A 23533-nucleotide genomic window follows, 5' to 3' on the forward strand; every position below is an offset into this window, starting at 1 on the left:
CGGCGCTTACCAGGGGCCGTAGGGCCCCGTGCTGCGGTTCCCGCCGCGGCCCGCGTCTTTGACCGCGGGGCGCACATCGGCGAGGTAGACGGAGGCCGCCGTCACCGCCGCAAGGCCAAACAGGCCAAGCGTGCCGATCCCGCCGCCGCCCAGCTGGGACACCAGGGAGAGCACGCCGACGGCCAGGGCGCCGCCGGTCAGGGCAAGCCAGAAGGTCTTGGTCCGCTTGGACACGGCCTCAAAGGCGTTGGCTTTGTGGCGGAGGCAGTCGAAGAACGCCCACACCTCAAGAGCCAGGGCCACGAGCGCCAGGACCAGGTAGATCCCGGTTTCGACATAGAAAATCAGTATTCTTCCGTCCACTCCCCCAGCCTAACCGTCCAGAGCGCCCAATGCCTGTTCCAAATCGGCCCAAAGGTCCTCGACGTTTTCGATGCCGACGCTCATCCGGATCAGGTTGTCCGGAACGCTGAGCGGCTCGGCGGTGTGCCGGCGCCGCCGTTCGATCAGGGATTCCACGCCGCCGAGCGAGGTGGCCGGCAGCCACAGCCGCAGGGCACGGATGATGCGGTCCGCCGCCTCCGCGCCGCTGAGGCCGGCGTCTGGTCCGGCGTCCGGCCCGGCGTTTGCTCCGGTGTCCGGTCCCGGAAGGGGGGCGATCTCGATGCAGACAATGGAACCGAAGCCCTTCATCTGCGCCTTGGCCCGTTCGTGGCCGGGGTCCGTGGGCAGTCCCGGGAAACGGATGCTGCCGACCCTCGGGTGCTTGCTCAGCCGCTCCGCGAGGATGGCCGCGGAGGCCTGGGAACGCTCGACGCGCAGGGCCAGGGTGCGCAGCCCGCGCAGCGCCAGCCATGCCTCGAAGGGGCCGGCGATGCCGCCGTGGATGGTGCGGTGGTGCAGCAGCGCGGCGCGCAGGCCGGCGTCGGACGTCACCAGGGCGCCCAGCACGACGTCGGAGTGACCGGAGAGGTATTTCGTCACCGAATGCAGGACGACGTCGGAGCCCAGGGCCAGGGGCTGCTGCACGAGGGGGGTGGAAAAGGTGTTGTCGGTGACGACGACGGCGCCCGCGGCGTGCGCCGCCGCGGTGAGCGCCCGGATGTCCGCGACGCCCAGCATCGGGTTGGTGGGGCTTTCCAGCCAGAGCATGCTGGCCGGTTTCCCGCCGGCCGGGGCCAGCTGTTCCCGGACGGCGTCGGTGTCCGCGATGTCCACGGTGCGCAGTTCCAGGAAGCCCTTCTCCGCCAGTTCCGAGGCCATCACCAGCGAACCCGCGTAGCTGTGGGACGGCATCACCAGCGCGCCGCCGGCCGGGACGAGGGACAGCGCGGAGCTCACGGCGGCGAGGCCGGAGGCATACAGCAGGCCGGGCAGTTCCGCCCCTTCCAGCTGGGCCAGGGCCTCCTCGAAGGGGTCCCAGGTGGGGTTCGAATACCGGCCGTAGCCGCGGTCCCCGTCGCCCAGCGGGCCGGTGCCGAAATAGGTCGAGGACAAGACCAGCGGAGGGTTGACCGGTTGGTCACGGGTGCGCGGCGGACGGCCCGCGGCCACGACCACGGTTTCGGCGGAGAGCGAAGCTGCCTGTTGTTCGGAAAGACTCATGCTCACAGGGTACTTCGGGGTCCCGCCGGGCTCCCAAGGCGTGACGCCCGGGGCGCCCTCCCGCACGGTCCTGTCGGTGATTGTCGGTAGTCTAGAGCAGTGACTACCCAGAACCCCGGACCGTTTCCTGGACTGTTCATCGCCTTCGAAGGCGGCGACGGCGCCGGCAAGTCCACGCAGGCGGCAGAACTGGCCGGGGCCCTTGAATCGCGCGGCCTGACGGTGCTGCGGACCCGCGAACCGGGCGGCACCCCGATCGGCGAAAAACTGCGGTCCCTCGTGCTGGACCACGGCCACGGCCACATCGATGCGCACACGGAGGCCCTGATCTTCGCGGCCTCCCGTGCCGCCCACGCGAGCCAGGTCATCCGCCCCGCGCTGCAGCGCGGCGAGATCGTTCTCACCGACCGGTACATTGACTCCTCGGTCGCCTACCAGGGTGCGGGCCGGGACCTCGGCACGGACGCCGTCCGGGACCTCAATGAATGGGCCACCGCGGGGCTCCGGCCGGACCTGACGGTGCTGCTCGACGTCGATCCCGCGCTGGGCCGGCGCCGGCGCACCGCAGGAGAGACCGCGGAGGACCGGCTGGAATCCGAAGCGGACGATTTCCACACCAGGATCCGGGCGGCCTTCCTGGACCTTGCCGCGGCCCGGCCGGAAAAGTACCTGGTGCTCCCGGCCCACCTGCCCGTCAGGGAACTCGCCGCCCACATCCTCGGGCGCGTCGATTCATTGCTGTCCCTACCCCGCAGCAGGACCGCATGAGCGTCTGGGACGACCTGCAGGGCCAGCCCGCCGTCGTCGCCCAGCTGCGCCAGGCCGCCGAGGGCGAAGGGCTGACCCATGCCTGGCTTTTCACCGGCCCGCCGGGGTCCGGCCGGTCCAACGCCGCCAAGGCGTTCGCGGCGGCCCTGAACTGCGACCAGGAGGACGTCACCCTGCGCGGATGCGGCCAATGCGCGGCCTGCCTGACCATCCTCGGCGAAACCCACTCCGATGTGGCCTTCGTCCGCACCGAGAAGGTGACCATCACCATCGACGAGGCCCGCGAACTGGTCTCCACCGCCGGGAACCGGCCATCCTCGGCGCGGTGGCGGATCATCGTGGTGGAGGACGCGGACCGGATGGCCGAACGCACCACCAACGTGCTGCTCAAGGCCATCGAGGAGCCCACCCCGCGCACCGTCTGGATGCTCTGCGCACCCTCCCCCGCCGATGTCCTGGTGACCATCCGCTCCCGCTGCCGGCCGGTGGCGCTGCGGCTGCCGCCGGCGGACGACGTCGCGGCCCTGCTGGTCAAGCGCGACGGCGTAGACCCGGGCGTCGCCGAACGCGCGGCCCGCGCGGCGCAGAGCCATGTCGGCATCGCCCGCCGGCTGGCCCGGGACCCGGAAGCCCGGGAGCGCCGGCTGGAAACGGTGCGGTTGCCGCTGACCCTCCGCGGGATCACCGCCGCGGTCCTGATGGCCGAAAAACTGGTCAAGATCGCCACCGAGGAAGCCAACAGCTCCAACGACGAGCGCGACGCCGCCGAGAAGATCGCGCTCCTGGCCACCCTCGGAGCGCCCGAAAGCGGCACCTTGCCCCCGGCCATGCGCGGCCAGGTGAAGCAGCTGGAGGAGGACCAGAAGCGCCGCGCCAAGCGCTCCGTGACCGATTCGCTTGACCGCACCCTGACGGACCTGCTGTCCTTTTATCGGGATGTCCTGATTATCCAGATGGGGAATGCTGTCGAACTCGTCAACGTTGAACTGAGGAGCGACCTCGAGGACTTCGCCCGTCATTCCACCGCCGAAGTCACTCTTGTCCGCATGGACGCCATCAATAAAGCCCGCAAACGGATCACCACCACCAACGTGGCCCCGCTGCTGGCCATCGAGTCCATGGCTGCCAGCCTCATCTGACCCCGTCCCGCCAGACCCCCGTCCGGCCCGTTCCTATCCTCAGGGAGAAACCGCATGAAGTCTGCTCGACCTCTGCCCGCAAGATTCCGATCCTGGGCGGTCGGTGTGAGGGCTGCCGGTGCCATGGCCCTGGTCCTGGCGGTGGCCTCGTGCAGTCTCTTCGGCGGAGGCGGCGACGGCGGCCCGAAGAGCGCCAGCCCGGTTCAGCCCGATCCCGCGATCGCCGCTGCGGCTCCCGCCGAGCTCCGCGGCTTCTACTCCCAGCACGTGGACTGGACGCCCTGCGAAGCCAACTTCAGCTGCGCCAAGATCAAGGTCCCGCTGGACTACAGCAAGCCCGACGGCGGCAGCATCGAAATCGCTGCCCTCAAACTGTCCGCGAAGGACAGGAAGATGGGCAGCCTGCTGGTCAACCCCGGCGGGCCCGGCGGTTCCGGCTACGACTTCGTCAAGGACGGCGCCACGACCAACATCTCCGAAAATGTCCGCGCGAAATACGACGTCGTGGGCTTTGACCCCCGCGGCGTGAAGCGCTCCGCCCCGGTCACGTGCCTCACCGACCAGGAGCGTGACGAGGCCCGGGCCAAGTCTTATGCGCTGGATACCGACGCCGGGCTGGAAGCGGCACTCGCGGACAACAAGGTGGTCGCTGCCGAGTGCGCGGAGAAGACCGGACCGGTGCTCGGCCACGTTGACACCGTGAGCGCCGCCAAGGACCTCGACATCCTGCGCGCCGCAGTCAACGACACCAAGCTGAACTACCTTGGCTACTCCTACGGGACCTTCCTGGGTTCCACCTACGCCTCGCTGTTCCCGGACAACGTGGGCCGGATGGTGCTGGACGGCGCCATCGACCCGTCGCTGAGCTACGAGGAACTCACGAGCGGCCAGGCCAAGGCCTTTGAAAAGGCCATCAGCGCCTACGCGGCGAACTGCCTGCAGAACAGCGGGTGCCCGCTCAGCGGAAGCACCGAGAACGCCGTCCAGCAGATCCGCGATCTCATCAAGGCGGCGGAGGCGAGTCCCCTGCCGTCCAAGGGCGGCCGGCAGGTCTCGGCGTCGACCTTCGTCAGCGGCTTCATCCTTCCGCTCTACAACGACAAAAACTGGCCCCTCCTCACCGGGGCCCTGGGCCAGGCTGCGGCCGGTGACGGCAGCGGCCTGCTGGCGCTCGCCGACTTCGGCGCCGACCGGCAAGCCAACGGCAGCTACTCGTCAAACAGCACCTTCGCCTTCAACGCGATCAACTGCCTCGACTACCCGACGGTTTCGGACACGGCAGCGATGCGCGCCGAGGATCAGCAGCTGCGCCAGCTCTCGCCGACCCTGGGCTACTACTTTGCTTACGGCGGCGGCAACTGCCAGGACTGGCCGTACAAGAGTGTCCGGACGCCCGCCCCGGTGGAGTACAAGGGCTCGGCCCAGATCCTGGTGGTGGGAACCACCGGAGACCCGGCGACCCCCTATGAATGGGCGGGCGCACTGCGCAAGCAGCTCGGGAACGCGTCGCTGCTGACGTGGAAGGGCGAGGGGCACACAGCCTACGGCCGCTCCAACAGCTGCATCACCAACGGCGTGGACGGCTACCTGCTCGACGGCAAGGCACCGGCGGACAACACCATCTGCTAAGGCCTGGCTGCGCCGTCCGGGCGACCGGGCGCAGGCTGCCGGGCGGGGGCTCCCGGCGCAGCCAGGCGTGGGCGGCCGGGCGCAGGCTGCCAGGCGGCGCCGGTTCCGCGTTTTCCGGGCGTCCGGCGGCTCATTTTGACCCGGGCGCCGGGACTCCATTACAGTTATCTCTTGCATGATCCGCCCGGTTTGCCGGGTTTCATGTGGTTGCTTCCTTAGCTCAGTTGGTAGAGCGTCTCACTCGTAATGAGAAGGTCGCCAGTTCGATTCTGGCAGGAAGCTCGGAAAGAACCCCGTATTTCCGCTGGTTCAGCGGGAATACGGGGTTTTTTGTTGGTGGCGGTGGGAAGCCCCCACGGTCAGGGCGCGCCTATGGCACACTTTGGGATGAGCGCGGCAGCCGGTCATGGTCTGATTCTAGAACTCAAGGCCTGCAGTCCGGCCTGGTGCCGCCGCCGATGATCCACATCTGCTCGGAGCCGGGCTGCCGGGCCGTGGCGACGAGGGCTGAGTGGATGGACCCCGTCTGGACGGCGCCGGGGCGGACCAGCCCGGGTCTGTGGTGATGACAATGATGGTCCTGCCCGGCAACGGCCGGTAGGTCGCCGGGAGTGACTCCCAGGTGCCCCGGCCGATGATGACCGGGTGGCCTTCGGCAGTCCGGCGGAAGTGCTTGACGTCCTCGGGCAGATGCCACAGCATCACGCTGCCGTCCAGGTCGATGGCCTTGTAGCCTTTCTTGTCCAAGATGGAACGGAACGTCTCGTCGGTGAATCCGGGGGTCTTCGTCTTCTTGGTCATGTTTCTCATGTGTGCGGGGACCACCGTGTGCCTTCCCGTTTGGGCGGGGTTTCTGTCCGGTCGACGCATGGGCTCCGGTGTGCCGGTTTCGCTGCGGACCTGCGGAAACGTATGATCCGGGAGAGGCAGCTGAGCGCTTCAGCCGACCATCATTTGGGGGAAAATTGAAAATAAGCAAGACGCTGGGGGCATCGCTGCTCACTGTCGCACTGATAACCGGCCCTGTCTGCGCGGCCACTGCCGCTCCGACGCAGGCAGCCGGCACCCAGGCTCCGGCCTCCTCGACGCTTCTGGACCTGTTCAAGGAGAGTGACCGGCAGCGGGTCATCGATATTTTCGATTCGACCAACGAGTTCCGGGCGACAAAAGGCCTCAGTCCCTTGAAGTTCAACGCTACGATCGCGGCCATCTCACAGCGCTGGTCGAGCACCATGTCCACAAACGGCTACCGGCACAACGACAACTTCGTAGCCGACGCGCCGGCCGGGTGGGACCGCGCCTCCGAAAATATCGCCATGACCACGTTCCTGGCCTCCGGCAAAACATTCGTCGACATGTGGATCAACTCGCCGGGACACAACGCGAACATGTCGAGCGCCGACGACGAATATATCGGCATCGGCATCGTCCATGTAGATAGCGCCAGCTACGCTACCCAGAACTTCTTCAGCTACCAGGAAGGTGTCGTTCTTCCCGGGTCGTACAGCAATCCCCGCGACTTCTTCAACGGCAAGCCCGCGCTGCCGCGCGGCAGCGTCGTCCTGGCCACCGCACCGGCGCCGACCTGGGACCTCGTCAAGCGCACCTACACCATTCCGGATGTGGAGGGAGTCGACTATGTGGTCGGCTCCCGCTACGAAGTGAACATGAAGAAGGCTCCCGGCACCTACGCCGCCGACGAGGGCCATCACACCTTCTCGGCAGGAGCAAAGCCAGGCTACGTGCTCACCAACTACAAGACGTACTGGGACACGACCTTCGGGTATCTCTGGGTTGCACCCAAGGTGCCGGTCTTCGACAAAACCGCCCGGACCGTCACCATCCCGGTTTCCAACGGTGTGCAGTACCAGCTGAACGGGAACATCGTGGCCGCCGGCGTGCACAAATTCCATGACGTCGCCAAGGTGGAGGCCAGGTCAGCCCACGGCTACTGGCTGTCCGGGAACCTGATCTGGACCGTTACCGTGCCGCTGACCAAGGTCGTCGCGACGGCACCCACTTTCGATAAGAAGGCCGGTACATACACGATCCCGAACCAGGCCGGTGTCGAGTACGTCATCAACTCCAAGCCATTTGCGCCCGGTACCTACAAGAGCAGCGAGTATGTTTACGTCTCCGCCAGGGCCGCCATGGGCTACATCATGACCGGCGCGCCGGAGTGGGTCCTGCGCCCGGGACTGGACAACGCCTACGCCGGCGGCCCGTTTTTCGCCGACTACAGCAACCTGTTCCTGATCCCCTCCGACATCGGCGTTCAGTACTATCTCAACGGTAGTGCTGTGGAGGGCGGTCGCTACACCGGCACCGGCAAGGTGACCGTTACGGCAACAGCCAAGTCCGGCTATCGGATTGAAAACACGCCCGTCTCCTGGTCGTACGACTACACGCCGCCGGCGGTCAAGATGGCCGCGACCGCCCCGACGTTCAATCGGCTGACCGGCCAGTACACAGTGCCGGCAAAGGCCAGTGTGCAGTATCACGTGGACGGCAAGGCAGTGACCGCCGGAACCTACAGCGGCAACAGCAGGCTCGTTGTCGTCAGCGCAAAGGCCGCCACCGGGTACACGCTTTCCGGGACCTCCAGCTGGACGTACGACTTCCGGAGGGCAGTGACGCCGGCCAAGCCCGCAATGAGCAGCGTTACCAACCGCTACACAATCCCGGCGAAGTCCGGCGTGCAGTATCACGTGGATGGCAAAGCAACGAAGCCCGGCACCTACAGCGTGGCCAACGGCAAGACGGTGAAGTTCACCGTGACGGCCACGGTCTCCACGTACCGGCTCACCGGCACGACAGCCTGGTCCTACCGCTTCTGACACGGGACAGCCACCAGAAAGGCCCGCGCGCTCACAGTGCGGGCCTTTCTGCTGCCCGGCATTCGGGGACCAATCCTGCCGCGCCCGCACACCTGATGGGCATGAGCGAAAACACCGTACTGGCCCCCGACGCCTTCGAAGAGATGAACGGGGAGGATCCAGCCGATTGGCCTACCTGCTTCGCACCGGGCACGATGGCGAAGGTCGTCACCCACAACGAGGGTCTCTGGACGAAGATCACCGGGGACAACGGCGAGACCACCCAGGCGTCCATGGCCAACAACCCGTCCGGAGACTTCGCCGTCTTCGGGGACCCGGTCGCGTACAAGCGTGAAAATGCCCGCCATGTTCTCCCGCTGTTGCGTTTCCGGGGTCAGCTGCCACCGCCAGGGTGGGACCATAACAGTCCTCCGATGATGCCAGCCAGAGCCGCGGGCACCGCGAACAGGGCTCCGAGGTGCGGCAGCAGGCTGTCTCCGATCACCAGGTTCAGGCCGCCGACGACGATGGCCGGGGCTGCCACCGCCACGGTGACCCGGAGCGGATCCGTCCGGAGACGGGACCAGGCGGCTGAGGCCAGAATCACCAGCGCCCCGGCAAGGATGAGCGTGTTTCCGGTCCGGTCCCGCTGGAAGGCATCCGTGACGGTCCCGAGATAGAACTTCTGGGCCAGGCCCAGGACCAGCAGGACCAGTCCGAAGTCGGCAAAGGCAGCCCACATGACCCGGCCTGGAACTGAGCTCCGTGCCGTCATGGCACCTCCCAATGTCATGTGGTGAACTTGAAGCGGCCTGGCGGGTGCTGCCATCGTCGAGGGCGAGCATGAACGCCCGGCATGTCTTCCAGACATAGCTGTAGGTGGTTTCCTGACGGGGCAGGGCCTTTCCTGCTGCCACGTGCGCGCCTGTCAGGCGCCGCGCTTCTCCCGCGACAGTCCGATGCCCATAACGACGAGAACCGCGGTGGCCAGCGGAAGTGTGGTCACGAGCAGAGCGGGGCCGAAGTACTCGACGGCCAGGGCGATCAGGCCCAGGAACAGCGTGAACCCGGCGAAGCTCAATGCGGTCACGGGCGCCCCCCGGAGACGCCCACGCTGGTTGGCGAGCAGCACAATGCCGGCGACGAGGTTTCCCAGGGCGGCTATGAGGACCATGAAGGCCAAGAAGGCCAGTCCATGGCCGAATCCGGCGATGGAGGGGATGAACAGCCAGGCGCCCAAGACAATCCCGACGATGCCCGACGCCACCCGGAAACCGGACGACTTCGGCAGACGCGGTCCCGCAGGTGCCCACTGGGGCACGTATTGCTGCGGAGGGTAGGGAGCGTACTGCTGCGGCGGGAAGGGAGCGTACTGCTGTTGTTGTGGGTAGGGCTGCTGGTAACTGGCCGGCGGAGCGTATTGCTGCGGGGGCTGGTCGTAGCCTGCAGGCGGCTGAGCCGGGTATTGCGGTGCCTTCGGTACGGGCGGGATGTTCTCGGTCATGGTTCCCCCATAGGTATTGTTCGGGCAGTTCACAGATTACAGCCAGCAGGCGCACGGTCTGGCCCCGGCTCGTGCCGCTGGCGAGCGCCGCAGCCGCACGCCCGTCAGCCGGGCCAGTCAGCGCAGGCCCGGGTCAGCCGACGTGGATCCGAGGCCTGCGCGCGGGATCGGTCTCGTGCCTGCGCAGGATCTCGCGCACCACCGGCGGCGTGTCGCCGCGGCCCAGGAGGAGGTAGCGCATCAGGTGCGCCAGGGGGCTGCCTTCGGACCATTCGAAATAGGCGTGCGGAATGACCCCCGCGGCGTCCCGGAGCGCGAGCAGGATCGCCGCGATGGCGTTGGGTGCGGCAGGGCTTTCCACGCGCAGGACGCGGTAGCCCTCCACATCGACACCGTGCACGGAAAGCGTGCCGCCGAAGTTGGACGGGTCGATGATGTCGACTTCAAGGAAGATGACGTCGGCGGCTCCGGGCACGGCGTTGTGGCCGCGTTGTTCGAATTCCTTCTCCGCGTATTCCTGCGCGTCCCCGGCCTGGCGGCGGTTCGCGATGAGGTTCAGCGCGCCGTCGTAGTCCAGGGAGTCGGTGATGAACCGGCGGGCGGTCTCATCAAACTGGATCAGGTCCGCGCGCAGCTCCGTGGTCCGCGCCACCCGGGAGACCAGCGAGATGGCGACAATGCCCACGATGAAGAAGGCTGAGATGGTCAGCCCGTCGGGTTTTTCGACGACGTTGGCGCCGAGCGCATAGAGCAGGATGAGCGACAGCAGGGCGAACGCGGGGCCGGCCAGCCGCTGCCGGCGCCGGAACGCGGAGATCGTGACGGCGACCGATCCGGAGACCATCATGGCCAGGACCCCGGTGGCATAGGCGCCCGCCTGGGCGTTGACGTCCGCACGGAACGCGACGGTGATCAACACGCTGACTGCCGTGTAGACGAGCACGACAGGGCGGACAGCCCGGCCCCATTCCGGGGCCATGCCGTACGAGGGCAGGTATCGCGGAACGATATTGATCAGGCCCGCCATCGCGGAGGCACCGGCAAACCACAGGATGAGGATGCTGCTGATGTCATAGACGGTGCCGAAGGTGCTGCCCAGCTGCTGGTGCGCCAGATACGCGAGCGCCCGCCCGCTGGCCTGTCCCCCGGGCTCGAATTCCTTCGCCGGGATCAGCACGGTAGTGACAAAGCTGCTGCCGAGGAGATAGACGCTCATGATGGCGGCCGCCGCCGTCAGCAATTTGCGGGTGTTCCTGACCCGGGAGGCCAGGCGTTCTTCCGGTGTCCTTCCGTGCGCGGCGACGAGGGGCATCATGCTCACGCCGGTTTCGAATCCGGACAGGCCGAGAACCAGCAGCGGGAAGGCAATCAGCGCCGGTCCCGCGATGCCGCCGGGTCCGCCGCGGGCCGCCAGGTCCCCGGTCCAGCGGGCCAGGACGGCAGGATCACCGGCGACCTCGACGACCCCGGCCACAATGACGACGGCGTTGAGCAGCAGGAACACCGCCACGAGGGGAATGGCCACGACGACGGCCTCGCTGAATCCCAGCAGGAACACTCCTCCAAGGACCAGCAGCAACACCACGGTGACGGGTACGGCATGGCCCTGCAGGACGTCATGGAGGTACGGGTTCTCCAGCATGTGCACGGTGGCGTCGGCCGACGAGAGGGTGATGGTGATGATCCACGACGTCGCAACAAATCCCAGCAGGACCAGGACGAAGATCTTTCCGCGCCAGAACGGCAGGAGGTTCTCCAGCATGGCCACGGACCCCTGGCCGTGGGGGCTCTCCTGGGCCACCCGGCGGTACATCGGCAGCATGCCCAGCAGGGTCAGGGCAACGATCAGCAGCGTCGCCAGCGGGGAGAGCGCCCCGGCCGCCAGCGCGGCGATGGCCGGCAGATAGGACAGGGTGGAGAAATAGTCCACGCCGGTCAGGCACATGACCTTCCACCACGCCTGCGGGCTGGCGTGTTCCTCTGCGCTTTCCGGGCCCACCACGGGCTGGACGCGGTCCTTCAGCAACCACCTTGCCAGACCGGTGTTCCGGGCGGTGTCCGGCGGAGGCCGCCTGATCTCCGCTGGGATGGCGTATCGCTCCGTACCGCTCATCTGCGTCCCCTGTAGTTCCCGGTTCAACGCACCCGGACGTCCAAGACCCGTCGGTCCAAACATAGTCCCCGTTCAGGGCAAAAGACCCGTGCCCGGGCAAATTCTTGAGGGATTCACGGCGTACAGCCCCTCGCTGGATGACTCCGGCCAGGAATGACGGGCAGCCCTCAGGCCCGCCGTAGTGGAAGGTCATTGACAACGCCTCAATCCAGGACTACAACGTCACTACCGTTGTGGTGGTTGCCGGCCCAGCCCGAGGCTCGCCGGTCTGCCGAAACACGTGACTGCCTAGGAAAGGATCATTCAGACACGGTAATCAGGGCGCAAAATACGCCCCATCCCGCACCTCATCACTCCGCTGTCCGCGGCCCCGCGGCGCGACGCGCTTTCCTCCCAGAGATTAGGGAAACCATGAAGTCTCCTCTCCCTCAATTGGGTTCGCCCGGGATCGCGCGCCGGGCTGTCACTTCCGCGGCGGTCTTCGTCCTGATGACGGCCGGCCTGCTGGCCGGCTCCGCGCCGGTCGCTGCGTCCGATGTCCTCGGCGGCATCGACATGCAGCGCGCCTGCAATACGCAGTATTACGACGCCTTTCATTTCCGGGCCGTGCTCCTGGACCGGAACGACGCCGGCAGCTGGCGGTGCGTCAAGGATTCCGACACCAGCAACCGGATCGACCTCGACTTGGCATGCATGATCCAGTACGGCGCCGGTGCCCGCGCGGGACTGACTTTCTCGTGGGACCCGAACTCCTGGTACTGCCGGCGGTAGCCGCGGCCCGGGTGCTGGTGAGTTTCCAGACGGCACTGATCGCCAGGCTCGACGGCGGCACGGACGACGGCGAGACGGCCGCCGTCGCGGCCAGCGATGCCGTACTGGCCACCGGCCTTTCGGTCCACAAATATGGGTCCCCCGACCCGGACAAAACGGAGCGGCTTAGAAAAAGGACCAAGCCGGTGCGAAAATATGATCGCTTTGTCCAATACTTCCTTCCGTTCCGCCCGAGAGACTGGAGGTCAGGGCTGGCTGTTGTCTTTTGGCGGGCCGTCAATCAGCCCTAGGGGATGGAACGCCTTGGCCGGAAGTTGCCAGCTAATACGCAGGCGGGCCCTCCTTCGGTACCGGGGATGAAGCGGCGTCTCATCTGGGGCCCGGTGTTCGGGTTTGGGCTCGTCAGCCTGGCTGCCGACGTCGTCTCCGACGGCGCCCGCCCGCTGGCAGGTCCCCTGCTGGCCCAACTGGGCGCGTCCGCGCTGCTAGTGGGCCTCGTCACCGGTGGCGCGGAGGCCGCGGCGCAGGGACTCCGGCTCGTGTTCGGGCCGTGGGCGGACCGCACCCGCCAGTACTGGACCTTTACGATGGCCGGCTACGCGCTCACCGCCGTCTGTGTCCCCCTACTCGCACTGGCACCCGTGGCAGGGGCGTCCGGTCTGGGCTTGGCCTGTGCGCTTATTATCGGAGACCGGGTGGGCAAGGCAGTCCGGAGCCCGGCCAAGACCGTCCTGCTGGCCGCCGCCGCCAAGCCCGTGGGCCGGGGCCGCGGCTTCGCGGTCCACAAGTCCCTGGATTTGACAGGGGCGCTGCTCGGGCCGCTGATCGTCTCGGCGGTGATTGCTGCCACCGGACTCATGTCGGCGGCGTTCGCGGCGCTGACCATTCCGGCAGCGGTGGCACTGTCCCTGCTGGTCTGGCTGCGGCGCCGGGTCCAGAACCCGGGAAGTGACCGGCCCCCGCCAGCGGATACCGCCGTCGGGCCACGCAGCGACGCCGCCGGCGCCGACGCCGCGAGCCCTGCCAGCAAGCCGGCGTCGGTGTTCTCCGGAATCTTTATCCTGTTCGCCGTCGCATCCTTCTTCTGGAGCGCTGGCCTTGTTGCCTTCGGCGTCATCTCCTTCCACCTGACCACCGCGGTGGCTGTGCCCGTGTCCGTGGTTCCACTGCTTTATGCGGCCGCGATGGGCGCGGCGGCACTCGGGGCCCTCGCCAGCGGCGTGCTGTACGACCGTGGCGGCGCCGCCGTGCTGCTGGCGTTGCCCGTGCTGATCGCTGCCGTCCCGGTGCTGGCACTCGCGCGGGACACCGCACTGGTCCTGGCCGGCGTCCTGCTCTGGGGCATCGCCACCGGCATCCAGGATTCCACGGTCAAGGCCCTCGTCGCTGACCTGGTGCCGGAACGCCGGCAGGGGACGGCCTACGGCGTCTTCGCTGCTTTCGAAGGGGGCGGGGCACTGGCTGGCGGGGCACTCTACGGGGCGCTCTACGATTCCCGCCCGCTGCTCATCACGGCGGTGGCCGTTCTCCAGGCCGTCGCCCTGGTTCTGCTCGTCGCGAGCCTGTGGATGCCTCGCAGGACGGTGTGAGTGCCGGGTGGCCTCAGAGCCGGGTCAGGACTCCTATGATTCTTGCATGGCACACCGGGAGCTGGCGGGCATTGCAGGGCAGCTCTACGCCCTGCCGTTCGATGATTTTGTGGCCGCCCGGACGACCGCCGCCAAGGAAGTAGCCGGTGAGGTTTCCGTCACGCAGGAACAGCGGACCCTGGCCGCCGAGGTGCGTTCCCTGCCCAAACCGTCCGTGGGAGCCTGGGCAGTGAACATGCTCGCGGCGCTCCGTCCCGAAACACTTCGGGAGCTCGCCGAGCTGGGACAGTCCATGCGCGCCGCGCAGTCCGCCTTGGACGCGGCGGAACTCCGCAGGCTGGGACAGGAACGGCGCCAGCTCCTGAACACCGCCGTGAAGGCGGCACGCACCGTGGCGGAGCAGCAGGGGCGGAAGATCAGCGATGCGATCGCTACGGAAGTTGAACAGACGCTGCGGGCGGCCACGGCCGACGAGGGAGCCGCCGCTGCCGTGCGGAGCGGCAGGCTGCTGCGGACGCTGTCCGCGGACGGGGTCGACGTCGTCGATCTGGCAGGTGCCGTCGCGGTACCCGACGTTGCCGGGCCCGCTGGCGCCGGGCCCGCTGGCGCCGGGCCCGCTGGTGCCGTCCCGGCAGCGGCCGCCGGCAAGCGGCCGGCGGAGCAACCGGCGGAGCGGCCGGCGGAGCAACCGGCGGAGCAGCCCAGGTTGCGGGCCGTCCGGGAGGCGCCGCGGAGGCCCGCACCCTCGGCGCGGGAACGCGCCCGGGCCGGGCTGCGGGACGCCGAGGAGGCGGCCCGCTCGGCTGTGAGGGAAGCTCGCCGCTACGAGGCGGAACTGGCGGAGGCGACCGTAGCAGCAGCTACGCTGGCCGAGGAGACGCAATCCCTCCGGGAGCAGCTGGAGCGGACCGACGAGGAGCTCAAGGCGGCGCGGAAACGGCGTGAAGTGGCAGCCGCCCGAGCCCAGCAGGCCGCCCGCGCCGCGGACAAGGAACGACGCAAAGAGGATCTGGCCCGGGAACGTGTGCTGCGGCTCGGCAACACGCCGGAGTGATTGGCCTTTACTGTCAGTGGCCGGTCGCAGACTTGATTCATGGAAAACAACCAGGACGCTGTTTGTGGAGACGCTATTCGGGGAGACGCTGTCCGTGTTGACGCTGCCCACGGAGACGCAGGCTACGGGGCGGCAGCGTATGCGGAAGTCAGGTACTTCGAAGTGACGTACTGGGACGCCGACTGCGGCCGCGTCCGCACCGAAATCTTCGACGATGCCGCAGCCGCGGAACGTTTCGCCGACCGGAACATCGCGGGTGAGGACGGCTGGGCCGTCGTCGACCCCGTTCCCCTGCGGCGGGGCCGCGCCGCCGCCTGATCGGGCTGTCCAAGGGCCCGCCGCCCCGGTCCGGCCGACGCAGTGCGGGAGCTATGCCAGGCGCATAGCCCGGGACGGGAAGTCCTGCTCAGCCGGACTCCCGGGCCCCCGGGGCGCCTTCGGCCAGCCGCCGTTCGGCGTCGTTGACCTGTTCCAGCACGGATTCCGCGCGCCGCCGCACTGATGCGGCGCCCGCAGGGACCGCCCCGAGGCCGAGCCTGAGCATGGCCGCAGCTTCCGCCGTCGTGGCCAGGGAGTTGCCGGCCATGGACAGCGAGCGGTGCACGGCCGCCAGCGCTCCCGGGATGTCCAGACCGTCGCTGGGTGATTGCCGCTGCGCCTCGACGCAGATCCGCCGGACCCGGTCCGAGACGGCGGACAGCTCGTCGGCGATGTCCACGAGTTCGGCATAGAGGGCTTCGTCCTCCACCCCTTCCAGGACCTGGTGGTACCGGTCCAGCCCGCGCGTGAAGCGGCCATGGGCACGCCGCCACAGGCCCTTGCCGAGTTCGGCGTCGTCTTTCCGTCCCTGCCGGGCGGCACTGAAGAATCCCAAGGGTGCCCTAGAGGTACTGGCCGGGGCCGTGGTCCGGGTCGGCGGGCACCGGACGCTGCGAGGGTTCCGCGCCGGGCCTCGGCGCGGCGGCGCGCTGCGGTTCACCGTTCTCCCCGATGATCACGCCCGGGGCGATCATGGTCCCGGGCGGCAGCTGGCGGAGCTGCATCTGCGCGAAGGCGTGCTCCCGCGCGGCGTGCTGCGCGGCGATCGCCGTCTGGATGCCGTGGAAGAGGCCTTCGAGCCAGCCGACCAGCTGGGCCTGGGCAATCCGCAGTTCGGCGTCCGAGGGGGTGGCGTCCTCGGGGAACGGAAGGTGGATCCGTTCGAGCTCCTCGACGAGTTCGGGGGCGAGCCCGTCCTCCAGCTCCCTGATGGAGCGTTCATGGATTTCGGCCAGCCGGACGCGGGCAGCATCGTCCAGCGGCGCAGACTTCACTTCGTCCAGCAGCTGCTTGATCATGGTGCCGATCCGCATGACTTTCGCCGGTTGGTCCACCAGGTCCTGGAGCTGGCTGCCTTTGGGCACAGCGGCCAGCCCGGCAGCGACTGCCTGGGCGGAGCCGGGTGGCGTCGGGGTCAGGCGCGGCGTCGGGCGGAGGCCGGGTGGCGTCCGGCTCCCGTCGGCCACGGACGGGTCGTCGTCCAGGGTGGTGCCTTCTACGGGCACATCGTCGCCGGTCTGGGGTCCGTTCGGATCGCTCATGCTTCATACTCTCACGGTGCGGTACGCACGGATCGTGTCGTCTTCCCCTGCTGCTTTCCTTCAACCGGTCAGCAGCACCGGCCCTGCGGGTTGCTGTCCTGGCGGTCGTTCCGGTCCCGCCAGAACTCACGCTCGGTCATCGGCGGATCCGTGTGTCCGGAGGCGGCATGATGCTCCAGGTATTTCTCGTACGCGTCCGCGCCCAGGACCCCGTTCAGGTAGTGGGCCAGCCCCCGGAATCCCGCCAGCATGGCATTCATCGCCGGCTCCGCATCAGTGGTGCCTGGCCGTCTCGAAACGCTGCTCGGCCGGCAGCTTGTCCCACTGCGCCGTCAGCTCGCGTTCGGCGGCCGTCGGAATGAGGCCGGCCGGGGCGAACACCCGGGACGCGCGGGCCGGATCCTCGTGGTCGGTGTTCGGAATCCCCTTGGCTGCGTTGCGGAAGGACGTCACGGTGGCCGCGAGCGCAGTGACGATGACGATGATGCTGAGGACCACGAAGATCACCGACAGCCACCCCTGGATCATGGTGTTGCGGACCACTGCCTCCATGGCCGCGACGGTCTTGGCGGTTCCGAAGGATGTCTTGCCTTCCGCCATCGCCTTGGAGAAGGCGGCGTTGTTGGCGAAGTAGCCCACAGCCGGGGTGGCGGAGAAGATCTTCTGGTAGCTGGCCGTGATGGTGACAACGGCCGCGAACGCCAGCGGGAGGGCCGCGATCCACAGGTACCGGAAGGAGCCTCGCTTGGCCACGATGGCAAGGCAGACGGCCAGCGCAATGGCGGCCAGTAACTGGTTGGCGATGCCGAACAGCGGGAAGAGCGTATTGATGCCGCCCAGCGGATCCGTGACGCCCATAAGGAGCACGGCGCCCCAGGCGCCCACCATGACGGCGGTGCAGAGCCAGGCCCCCGGCCGCCAGGAGTGCTCCTTGAACTTCGGCACGAGGTTGCCGATCGAATCCTGCAGCATGAACCGCGCCACCCGGGTCCCGGCGTCGACCGCGGTGAGGATGAACAGGGCCTCGAACATGATCGCGAAGTGGTACCAGAAGGCCATCATCGCGGTGCCGCCGATGAACTGCTCCATGATGTGGGCGAGGCCCACGGCCAGGGTGGGCGCGCCGCCGGTGCGGGAGATGATGCTCTCTTCACCGACATTGGCCGCCGTCTCGGAGAGCAGGCCCGGGCTGAGGTTCACGCCGGACAGGCCCAGGCTGTTGACCCAGGCGGCGGCGGTTTCCACGGTGCCGCCGGTCAGGGCGGCGGGAGCGTTCATCGCGAAGTAGAGCCCGCGGTCGATCGAGATCGCGGCCACCAGGGCCATGATCGCCACGAAGGACTCCATCAGCATGCCGCCGTAACCGATGTAGCGGCTCTGGCGTTCCTTCTCGATCAGCTTCGGTGTGGTGCCGGAGGAGATCAGCGCGTGGAACCCCGACAGGGCACCGCAGGCGATCGTCACGAACAGGAAGGGGAAAAGCGCTCCCGGGAAGACCGGGCCGTTGTCGCGGCTGGCGAATTCGCTGAACGCCGGGACTGTGATCTCGGGGCGGACCACGATGACGGCAAGGGCCAGCATCGCGATGACGCCGATCTTCATGAAGGTGGACAGGTAGTCACGCGGGGCCAGCAGCAGCCAGACCGGCAGGATCGCGGCGATGAAGCCGTAGACGATGAGGGCCCAGGCGAGGGTGACCTTGTCCAGGGTGAAGAGCGCGGCACCCCATTCGGTGCCGGCGACGGCGCCGCCGCCGATGATGGCCGCCAGGAGGAGCACGAAGCCGATCAGCGAGACTTCCAGGATCTTGCCCGGGCGGAGGTGACGGAGGTAGACGCCCATGAAGAGGGCGATCGGGATGGTCATGCCGACGGAGAAGACACCCCACGGGCTTTCGGCCAGCGCGTTCACGACCACGAGGGCCAGGATGGCAACGATGATCACCATGATCAGCAGGGTGGCGACCAGCGCGGCGGTGCCGCCGATGACGCCGAGTTCCTCGCGGGCCATCTGGCCCAGGGAACGGCCGCCGCGGCGCATGGAGAAGAACATGACCAGGTAGTCCTGGACTGCGCCTGCCAGGACGACGCCGATGATGATCCAGATGGTGCCCGGGAGGTAGCCCATCTGGGCGGCGATGATCGGGCCCACCAGCGGGCCGGCGCCGGCGATCGCGGCGAAATGGTGGCCGAACAGGACGTTGCGGTCCGTGCGGACGTAGTCCTTGCCGTCGGCTTTGTATTCCGCCGGGGTGGCACGGCGGTCATTCGGCCGGAGCAGGTGGCGCTCGATGAACTTGGAGTAGAAGCGGTAGCCGATCAGGTAGGTGCACACTGCGGCAAACACGAACCAGATGGCGTTGACGGTCTCGCCGCGGACAATCGCCACCATGAACCAGGCAACGGCGCCCAACAGGGAGATCGCCACCCACAGCGCGATCTTTGCGGGCGTCCATTTCCGTTCCTCGGCTTCCCGGACGGCCTCGTCCACGGACGGGGCCGGAAGGGCCGGGTCCGGGGTCAGGCCGTCGTCGAGTCCTGCGCTACGCGGCTTGCCATCAGGCATTGTGCTCATGTCTCCTCCTTGGGGACCCACTTAAAAAAAGGTTAGCCCTCCTGGCGGGCCCATGGCACCCTACCAACCCTGTCTTCCCGGCGGAACGGTCCTGCGCCCGGCAAAATGGTCCTGCGCCCGGCGGGGGTGACGGCGCGACGAACGGTCGGGGAGGCGCCCGACGGCGGCCCTATCGCGGCGGGTTCGCCAGCTGCATGAGCCGGGCTTCGCAGAGATCCAGCCAGCGGACCTCTGCTTCGGTCTGGAAGACGAGGGAGTCCAGGACCAGGAGCCTGGCGGTGTCGGCCGGCCGCTGCCGCGCCGACATGTCGCGCCGGGACTTGGTGTAGTCCTGCAGGGCCCTGACGGAGACGCTGCGCTGGGCCTGGATGATGGCTCCGACGTCGACGCCGGGTATGGTCAGGCCGAGGGCCAGTTTGATGGCCAGCTCGTTCCGCGGCGGGTTGGTGCGGGCCACGGGGGAAGCGAACCAGCCGCCGGCTTCGGCCAGGCCGGCCTCGGTGATGCTGTAGATGACGTGGCCTTCGCCGTCGGCGCCCTCTTTGCGGACGAGGCCGTCGCGCTCCAGGCGGTCCAGGGTGGTGTACACCTGCCCGATGTTCAGCGGCCAGGACGAGCCGGTGCGGTCCTCGAATTCGGCCCTGAGCTGGTAACCGTAGCGCGGCCGGTCCTGCAGCAGGGCCAGGAGGCTGTGACGGATGGACATGGTGCTCCCGGAGGTAGCCGGACGACGGCATACACGCGCCCCAAGACGCGTGTATACCGCGTATATGCTCACAGTAGCGCCATACAGGACGCCGAAGCAAAACGGGCGGCCGGACGCGTGGACGTCAGGCGGTCCTACATCACCAGCAGGACCTTGCCCACATGCTCGCCGGAATCGAAGTACTTGTGTGCGGCCCGGACCTGCTCCAGCGGGAAGGTTTTGGCCACCAGCGGCCTGATCCGCCCGTCAGCGAGCAGCGGCCACACGGCGTCGCGCACCGCGTTCATGATCACCGTCTTCTCCTCGACCGGGCGGGGACGCAGCGACGTGGCGATGATGGCGGCCCGCTTCTTCAGGAGCTTCCCCAGGTCCAGTTCCCCCTTGGCCCCGCCCTGCAGCCCGATCACCACGAGCCGTCCGTAATCGGCCAGGGCATCGACGTTCTGCTTGAGGTATTTGGCCCCGACGACGTCGAGGATCACGTCCGCGCCCTTGCCGCCGTTCTGGGCGCGCAGGCTCTCCGGGAAGTCCTCCTCGGCGTAGTTGATGGCGATGTCCGCTCCGAGGAACGCCTTCGCCGTGCCGACCTTCTCCGCGGTGCCGGCCGTGGTGGCCACGCGGGCACCGAGGGCCTTCGCCAGCTGGATGGCCATCGTGCCGATCCCGCCCGTCGCCCCGTGGATGAGCACTGTTTCCCCCGGCTGCAGCTGCGCCGTCATGATCAGGTTGGAATAGACGGTGGCGGCAACCTCCGGCAGGGAGGCGGCGGTGACCAGGTCCACGCCGTCGGGAATCCTCAGCACCTGCCCGGCCGGAACGGCCACCTGCCCGGCGTAGCCGCCGCCGGCGAGCAGCGCCACCACCTTGTCCCCCACCGAGAACGGTTTGCTCACCCCCGGGCCGAAGCCCGCGATCCGGCCGGAAACCTCCAGGCCCGGGATTTCCGAGGCGCCCGGGGGCGGCGGGTAGTGGCCCTGGCGCTGGTGGACGTCGGCCCGGTTGAGACCGGCGGCGACGACGTCGATCAGCACCTCGCCGGGGCCGGGCACCGGGGCCGGGACCTCACGGACGTCCAGGGCCTCGGGCCCGCCGGGCTCTGAGATGTAGACAGCCTTCATGGAGAACTCCGATTTCTAACTCATTTCGTGCAGGTATGCGCCGGCGGCACACCGTGTCAGGAACGACGTCCCTCAAGACTATGTGGAGCGGCCGCGCCCGCCCGCGAGCCTAGCGCGAGCCCGGCCGCGTTTTTTGTTGCAGCCGACTGCCTATGGAACACTACTCGTTAGGGAAGGTTGTCCGAGCGGCCGATGGAGCTGGTCTTGAAAACCAGTGTGCGGTAACCCCGTACCAAGAGTTCGAATCTCTTACCTTCCGCGAACAATGCCCCAGGCTGCTGCGAATCCCGCAGGAACCCGGGGCATTTTTGCGTCCGGGAGCTGCCCCTACGCGCGTGGGGCGCGGGGTGCGGGCAGCTCAGGGCGGATAGGGGCCGCCGATTCGCCCTGATCTGCCCAGCCTCGACCGGTGGCATGGCATTCCCGGCTTATCCGGTCCAGCCCTGCGCCCGCAGGGCCAGCCGGACGCGGGTCAGCACCCAGTCCTCACCGTTCCGGACGTCGGCTTTGTTGATGACCAACTGCCGCCAGCCGGCATCGGCAGTACGCTCGCGGCGCAGGGCATCGAGCTGCTGCTGGGCGGGCGTCAGGTGATGGGCGCCGTCGTACTCCACCGCCAGACGGTATTCCGGGCATGCCAGGTCTACCCACAACGGAGTGCCGAGGGAGTCCATGAGGACGTAGCTCGCTTCAAAGGCCGGCAGGGCGGAGCGTCCGAACAGCAGTCGGAGCCGGGTTTCGGGCGGCGAATCGGCACCGACCCGGGCCAGCTGGAGTGCGCTCCGGAGCAGCGGAAGCCCTGCCACGGGGCGTTTCTGCTCGGCGTAGCGGAGAAGCTCCCGCAGCGGAATCCGCGCTGCCCGCGGGTACCGGGAGCGCGAATGTTCGCAGATGAGGTCGTCGACAATGACCACGATGTCATCGCGGCTCAAGGTTCCCGTTCCCGCCAGATCGAGCAAGGTGCGGGGAATGGAGGTGACCGGAACGCCCTGCAGAATCACGATTTCGGTGGGCGCCAATTCGGAGCGGTGGCCGACGACCCCCTTTCGGCGCGGGGCGGCGGAGCCGTTTCTGGTCAGATGCAGGAGCCTTGCCGAAGGTGCCGACCCGGCGTTGACCGGGTCGCCGGGTAACTTGAAGCGGTGGATGTCGGCGGCCGAGTAGAAGCTGACGGTGTCGGCCGTCCCCAACCGCGTGTAGGGGCGGGCCCGCGCCAGGAGCGGCTGTTCCCGCCCGGCCGGCACCCTGATCCCGCGGCTTGGCACGTGGATGTCCGCGGCCTTGGCCCGCCACGGGGAGACTCCGTGGAGCCTGGCTTCGCCGATCGTGAACGAGCCCGCCGCCAGTGCCTCGGGCAAGGGTTTCGCTGTCGCCATTCGAACATTAGGCCACAGTCCGGCTGCCGGTGCCGCCGGTTATCCACAGGCGCAGCGGCAGGGCGGCAGCGCGGAGGCAGCGTGCGGCAGCCGTCCTTGGAACTTGGTTGACGGTGTGGGCAGATCAGGGCGGATGCGGACCCGTCATCCGCCCTGATCGGCCTCCGGCGCCGGGTCCGCTGGCCCGCGAACCCAGCCCGTTTGACCGGCGGCAATTCCGCCGGTCCATTGAAACCGTCAGCGCCCCAGCATAGTGTCTCTGTTGTCTCCACCACCCACCCGACGCTGGCGGCCGCCACAACGAGTCACGGGCCGCAGCACAGAGCAGGAGCCTTACATGCCTACACCCGAGCACTCCAACGGCGCGCCGTGCTGGATTGATCTCATGACATCGGACACTGAAAAGGCCAAGTCGTTCTACGGCGAACTTTTTGGCTGGACATTCGAAGCAGGCGACCAGGAGAAATACGGCGGCTACATCACCGCCTCCAAGGACGGAAAATCCGTCGCCGGCGTCATGCAGAAAATGGAAGCCCAGGCGGCCATGCCGGACATGTGGTCCACCTACCTGCAGACCGGCGACGCCGAGGCCTCCGCCGCGGCCGTGACCGCGAACGGCGGCCAGGTCTACATGGAACCGATGCATGTTCCCGAACAAGGCCACATGGCCATCTTCGGCGACCCGTCCGGCGCCTCGATCGGCGTCTGGCAGCCCCTGGAACACAAGGGCTACCAACTGGCCGCCGAGCCCGGTTCCCCCGTGTGGCATGAGCTCCACACCAAGGACTATGACAAGGCGGTCAAGTTCTACCAGGACGCCTTCGGCTGGGACACCGCCGTCCTCAGCGACACCCCCGAGTTCCGGTACACCACCCTCGGCGCCGGAGACGCCGCCAAGGCCGGGATCCTGGACGCCTCCGGATTCCTCCCGGAAGGCGTGCCCTCCAACTGGATCGTCTACTTCGGCGTGGAGAACGCCGACGCCGCCATCGCCAAGGCCGTGGAGCTGGGCGGCAGCGTTGTCCGGCCGCCTGAAGACACCCCCTACGGCCGGAATGCCACCCTGACCGACCCGACGGGCGCCATTTTCATGATCAGCCAGGAACTGCCCCGCGGAGGCGACGAGAACCCGTAGCGGGAGCCTGATTCCCAAGCCCTTCACCAGTGAGCATGCCCTCCCCTGGGCCGCAG

The 23533-nt window shown here is 67.9% G+C and carries 23 protein-coding genes and 2 tRNA genes; 12 read left to right on the plus strand and 13 right to left on the minus strand.

Annotated elements, in window-relative coordinates; all coding sequences use genetic code 11:
• Positions 1-6: 6 nt before the first annotated feature.
• Together ACQCSZ_RS16190 and ACQCSZ_RS16195 are read right to left on the minus strand one after the other, a co-directional pair.
• Positions 7-363, minus strand: a complete 357-nt coding sequence (locus ACQCSZ_RS16190; RefSeq protein WP_427004737.1) for a DUF2516 family protein — start codon at positions 361-363, stop codon at positions 7-9.
• Positions 364-372: 9 nt separating this feature from the next.
• Positions 373-1605: a trans-sulfuration enzyme family protein gene (locus ACQCSZ_RS16195; RefSeq protein WP_427004738.1), complete on the minus strand. Its 1233-nt coding sequence runs from the start codon at positions 1603-1605 to the stop codon at positions 373-375.
• Positions 1606-1704: 99 nt separating this feature from the next.
• On the opposite strand from ACQCSZ_RS16195, the gene tmk reads away from it, so the two are divergent.
• The 4 genes from tmk to ACQCSZ_RS16215 all read left to right on the plus strand — a co-directional run bounded on the left by tmk (position 1705) and on the right by ACQCSZ_RS16215 (position 5423).
• Positions 1705-2373: a dTMP kinase gene (gene tmk, locus ACQCSZ_RS16200; RefSeq protein WP_427004739.1), complete on the plus strand. Its 669-nt coding sequence runs from the start codon at positions 1705-1707 to the stop codon at positions 2371-2373.
• The gene (locus ACQCSZ_RS16205) at positions 2370-3512 is read left to right on the plus strand and encodes a DNA polymerase III subunit delta' (RefSeq protein WP_427004740.1); all 1143 of its coding nucleotides are present in this window, start codon (positions 2370-2372) and stop codon (positions 3510-3512) included. The genes tmk and ACQCSZ_RS16205 overlap by 4 nt, the downstream gene beginning before the upstream one ends.
• Positions 3513-3566: 54 nt before the next feature.
• Complete coding sequence (locus tag ACQCSZ_RS16210) at positions 3567-5141, plus strand: alpha/beta hydrolase (protein ID WP_427004741.1); 1575 nt, start codon at positions 3567-3569, stop codon at positions 5139-5141.
• 209 nt (positions 5142-5350) lie between these two features.
• Positions 5351-5423, plus strand: a tRNA-Thr gene (locus tag ACQCSZ_RS16215).
• 135 nt (positions 5424-5558) lie between these two features.
• Here ACQCSZ_RS16215 and ACQCSZ_RS16220 read toward each other — a convergent pair.
• Complete coding sequence (locus ACQCSZ_RS16220; RefSeq protein ID WP_427004742.1) at positions 5559-5942, minus strand: dihydrofolate reductase; 384 nt, start codon at positions 5940-5942, stop codon at positions 5559-5561.
• A 164-nt stretch (positions 5943-6106) separates the two neighbouring features.
• Between ACQCSZ_RS16220 and ACQCSZ_RS16225 the strand changes: the two genes are divergently transcribed.
• Complete coding sequence (locus ACQCSZ_RS16225; RefSeq protein WP_427004743.1) at positions 6107-7978, plus strand: CAP domain-containing protein; 1872 nt, start codon at positions 6107-6109, stop codon at positions 7976-7978.
• Between the two features lie 373 nt (positions 7979-8351).
• On the opposite strand, the gene ACQCSZ_RS16230 is transcribed toward ACQCSZ_RS16225, so the two are convergent.
• The 3 genes from ACQCSZ_RS16230 to ACQCSZ_RS16240 all read right to left on the minus strand — a co-directional run bounded on the left by ACQCSZ_RS16230 (position 8352) and on the right by ACQCSZ_RS16240 (position 11574).
• Complete coding sequence (locus tag ACQCSZ_RS16230; protein WP_427004744.1) at positions 8352-8750, minus strand: hypothetical protein; 399 nt, start codon at positions 8748-8750, stop codon at positions 8352-8354.
• Positions 8751-8885: 135 nt separating this feature from the next.
• Positions 8886-9461, minus strand: coding sequence for a hypothetical protein (locus ACQCSZ_RS16235; protein WP_427004745.1), 576 nt, complete (start codon positions 9459-9461; stop codon positions 8886-8888).
• Positions 9462-9594: 133 nt separating this feature from the next.
• Entirely contained in the window at positions 9595-11574 is a 1980-nt protein-coding gene (locus ACQCSZ_RS16240) for an amino acid transporter (RefSeq protein ID WP_427004746.1), read from the minus strand.
• A gap of 411 nt (positions 11575-11985) precedes the next feature.
• Between ACQCSZ_RS16240 and ACQCSZ_RS16245 the strand changes: the two genes are divergently transcribed.
• From ACQCSZ_RS16245 to ACQCSZ_RS16265, 5 genes are all read left to right on the plus strand, one after another.
• A complete protein-coding gene (locus tag ACQCSZ_RS16245) occupies positions 11986-12345 on the plus strand; it encodes a hypothetical protein (protein WP_427004747.1) in 360 nt (119 codons plus the stop codon).
• 17 nt (positions 12346-12362) lie between these two features.
• The gene (locus tag ACQCSZ_RS16250; RefSeq protein ID WP_427004748.1) at positions 12363-12635 is read left to right on the plus strand and encodes a hypothetical protein; all 273 of its coding nucleotides are present in this window, start codon (positions 12363-12365) and stop codon (positions 12633-12635) included.
• Positions 12636-12701: 66 nt separating this feature from the next.
• Positions 12702-13934, plus strand: coding sequence for an MFS transporter (locus ACQCSZ_RS16255; protein ID WP_427004749.1), 1233 nt, complete (start codon positions 12702-12704; stop codon positions 13932-13934).
• Positions 13935-13980: 46 nt separating this feature from the next.
• A complete protein-coding gene (locus ACQCSZ_RS16260; RefSeq protein ID WP_427004750.1) occupies positions 13981-14988 on the plus strand; it encodes a hypothetical protein in 1008 nt (335 codons plus the stop codon).
• A gap of 39 nt (positions 14989-15027) precedes the next feature.
• Positions 15028-15306: a hypothetical protein gene (locus ACQCSZ_RS16265; protein ID WP_427004751.1), complete on the plus strand. Its 279-nt coding sequence runs from the start codon at positions 15028-15030 to the stop codon at positions 15304-15306.
• Between the two features lie 88 nt (positions 15307-15394).
• Here the strand turns inward: ACQCSZ_RS16265 and ACQCSZ_RS16270 are convergent, their stop codons facing one another.
• The 6 genes from ACQCSZ_RS16270 to ACQCSZ_RS16295 all read right to left on the minus strand — a co-directional run bounded on the left by ACQCSZ_RS16270 (position 15395) and on the right by ACQCSZ_RS16295 (position 20966).
• Positions 15395-15862 (minus strand): hypothetical protein, encoded by a 468-nt coding sequence (locus ACQCSZ_RS16270; RefSeq protein WP_427004752.1) that lies wholly within the window; start codon positions 15860-15862, stop codon positions 15395-15397.
• A gap of 7 nt (positions 15863-15869) precedes the next feature.
• The gene (locus ACQCSZ_RS16275; protein ID WP_427004753.1) at positions 15870-16568 is read right to left on the minus strand and encodes a bacterial proteasome activator family protein; all 699 of its coding nucleotides are present in this window, start codon (positions 16566-16568) and stop codon (positions 15870-15872) included.
• A gap of 68 nt (positions 16569-16636) precedes the next feature.
• Complete coding sequence (locus ACQCSZ_RS16280) at positions 16637-16828, minus strand: YbdD/YjiX family protein (RefSeq protein ID WP_211878915.1); 192 nt, start codon at positions 16826-16828, stop codon at positions 16637-16639.
• Positions 16829-16841: 13 nt separating this feature from the next.
• Positions 16842-19142: a carbon starvation CstA family protein gene (locus ACQCSZ_RS16285; RefSeq protein WP_427004754.1), complete on the minus strand. Its 2301-nt coding sequence runs from the start codon at positions 19140-19142 to the stop codon at positions 16842-16844.
• Positions 19143-19311: 169 nt separating this feature from the next.
• A complete protein-coding gene (locus tag ACQCSZ_RS16290; protein WP_427004755.1) occupies positions 19312-19848 on the minus strand; it encodes a PadR family transcriptional regulator in 537 nt (178 codons plus the stop codon).
• Between the two features lie 134 nt (positions 19849-19982).
• Positions 19983-20966 carry an NAD(P)H-quinone oxidoreductase gene (locus tag ACQCSZ_RS16295; protein WP_427004756.1) on the minus strand — a complete coding sequence of 328 codons (984 nt, stop codon included), beginning with the start codon at positions 20964-20966 and terminating at the stop codon, positions 19983-19985.
• A gap of 171 nt (positions 20967-21137) precedes the next feature.
• Between ACQCSZ_RS16295 and ACQCSZ_RS16300 the strand changes: the two genes are divergently transcribed.
• Positions 21138-21225 (plus strand) — tRNA-Ser (locus ACQCSZ_RS16300).
• A gap of 169 nt (positions 21226-21394) precedes the next feature.
• On the opposite strand, the gene ACQCSZ_RS16305 is transcribed toward ACQCSZ_RS16300, so the two are convergent.
• On the minus strand, positions 21395-22342 hold the full coding sequence (locus ACQCSZ_RS16305; protein WP_427004757.1) for an endonuclease domain-containing protein: 948 nt from the start codon (positions 22340-22342) through the stop codon (positions 21395-21397).
• Positions 22343-22679: 337 nt separating this feature from the next.
• On the opposite strand from ACQCSZ_RS16305, the gene ACQCSZ_RS16310 reads away from it, so the two are divergent.
• Positions 22680-23477, plus strand: a complete 798-nt coding sequence (locus tag ACQCSZ_RS16310; RefSeq protein ID WP_427004758.1) for a VOC family protein — start codon at positions 22680-22682, stop codon at positions 23475-23477.
• The last annotated feature ends 56 nt before the right edge of the window (positions 23478-23533 follow it).

The sequence above is a fragment of the Pseudarthrobacter sp. H2 genome, assembly GCF_050157045.1.
Classification (GTDB): domain Bacteria; phylum Actinomycetota; class Actinomycetes; order Actinomycetales; family Micrococcaceae; genus Arthrobacter.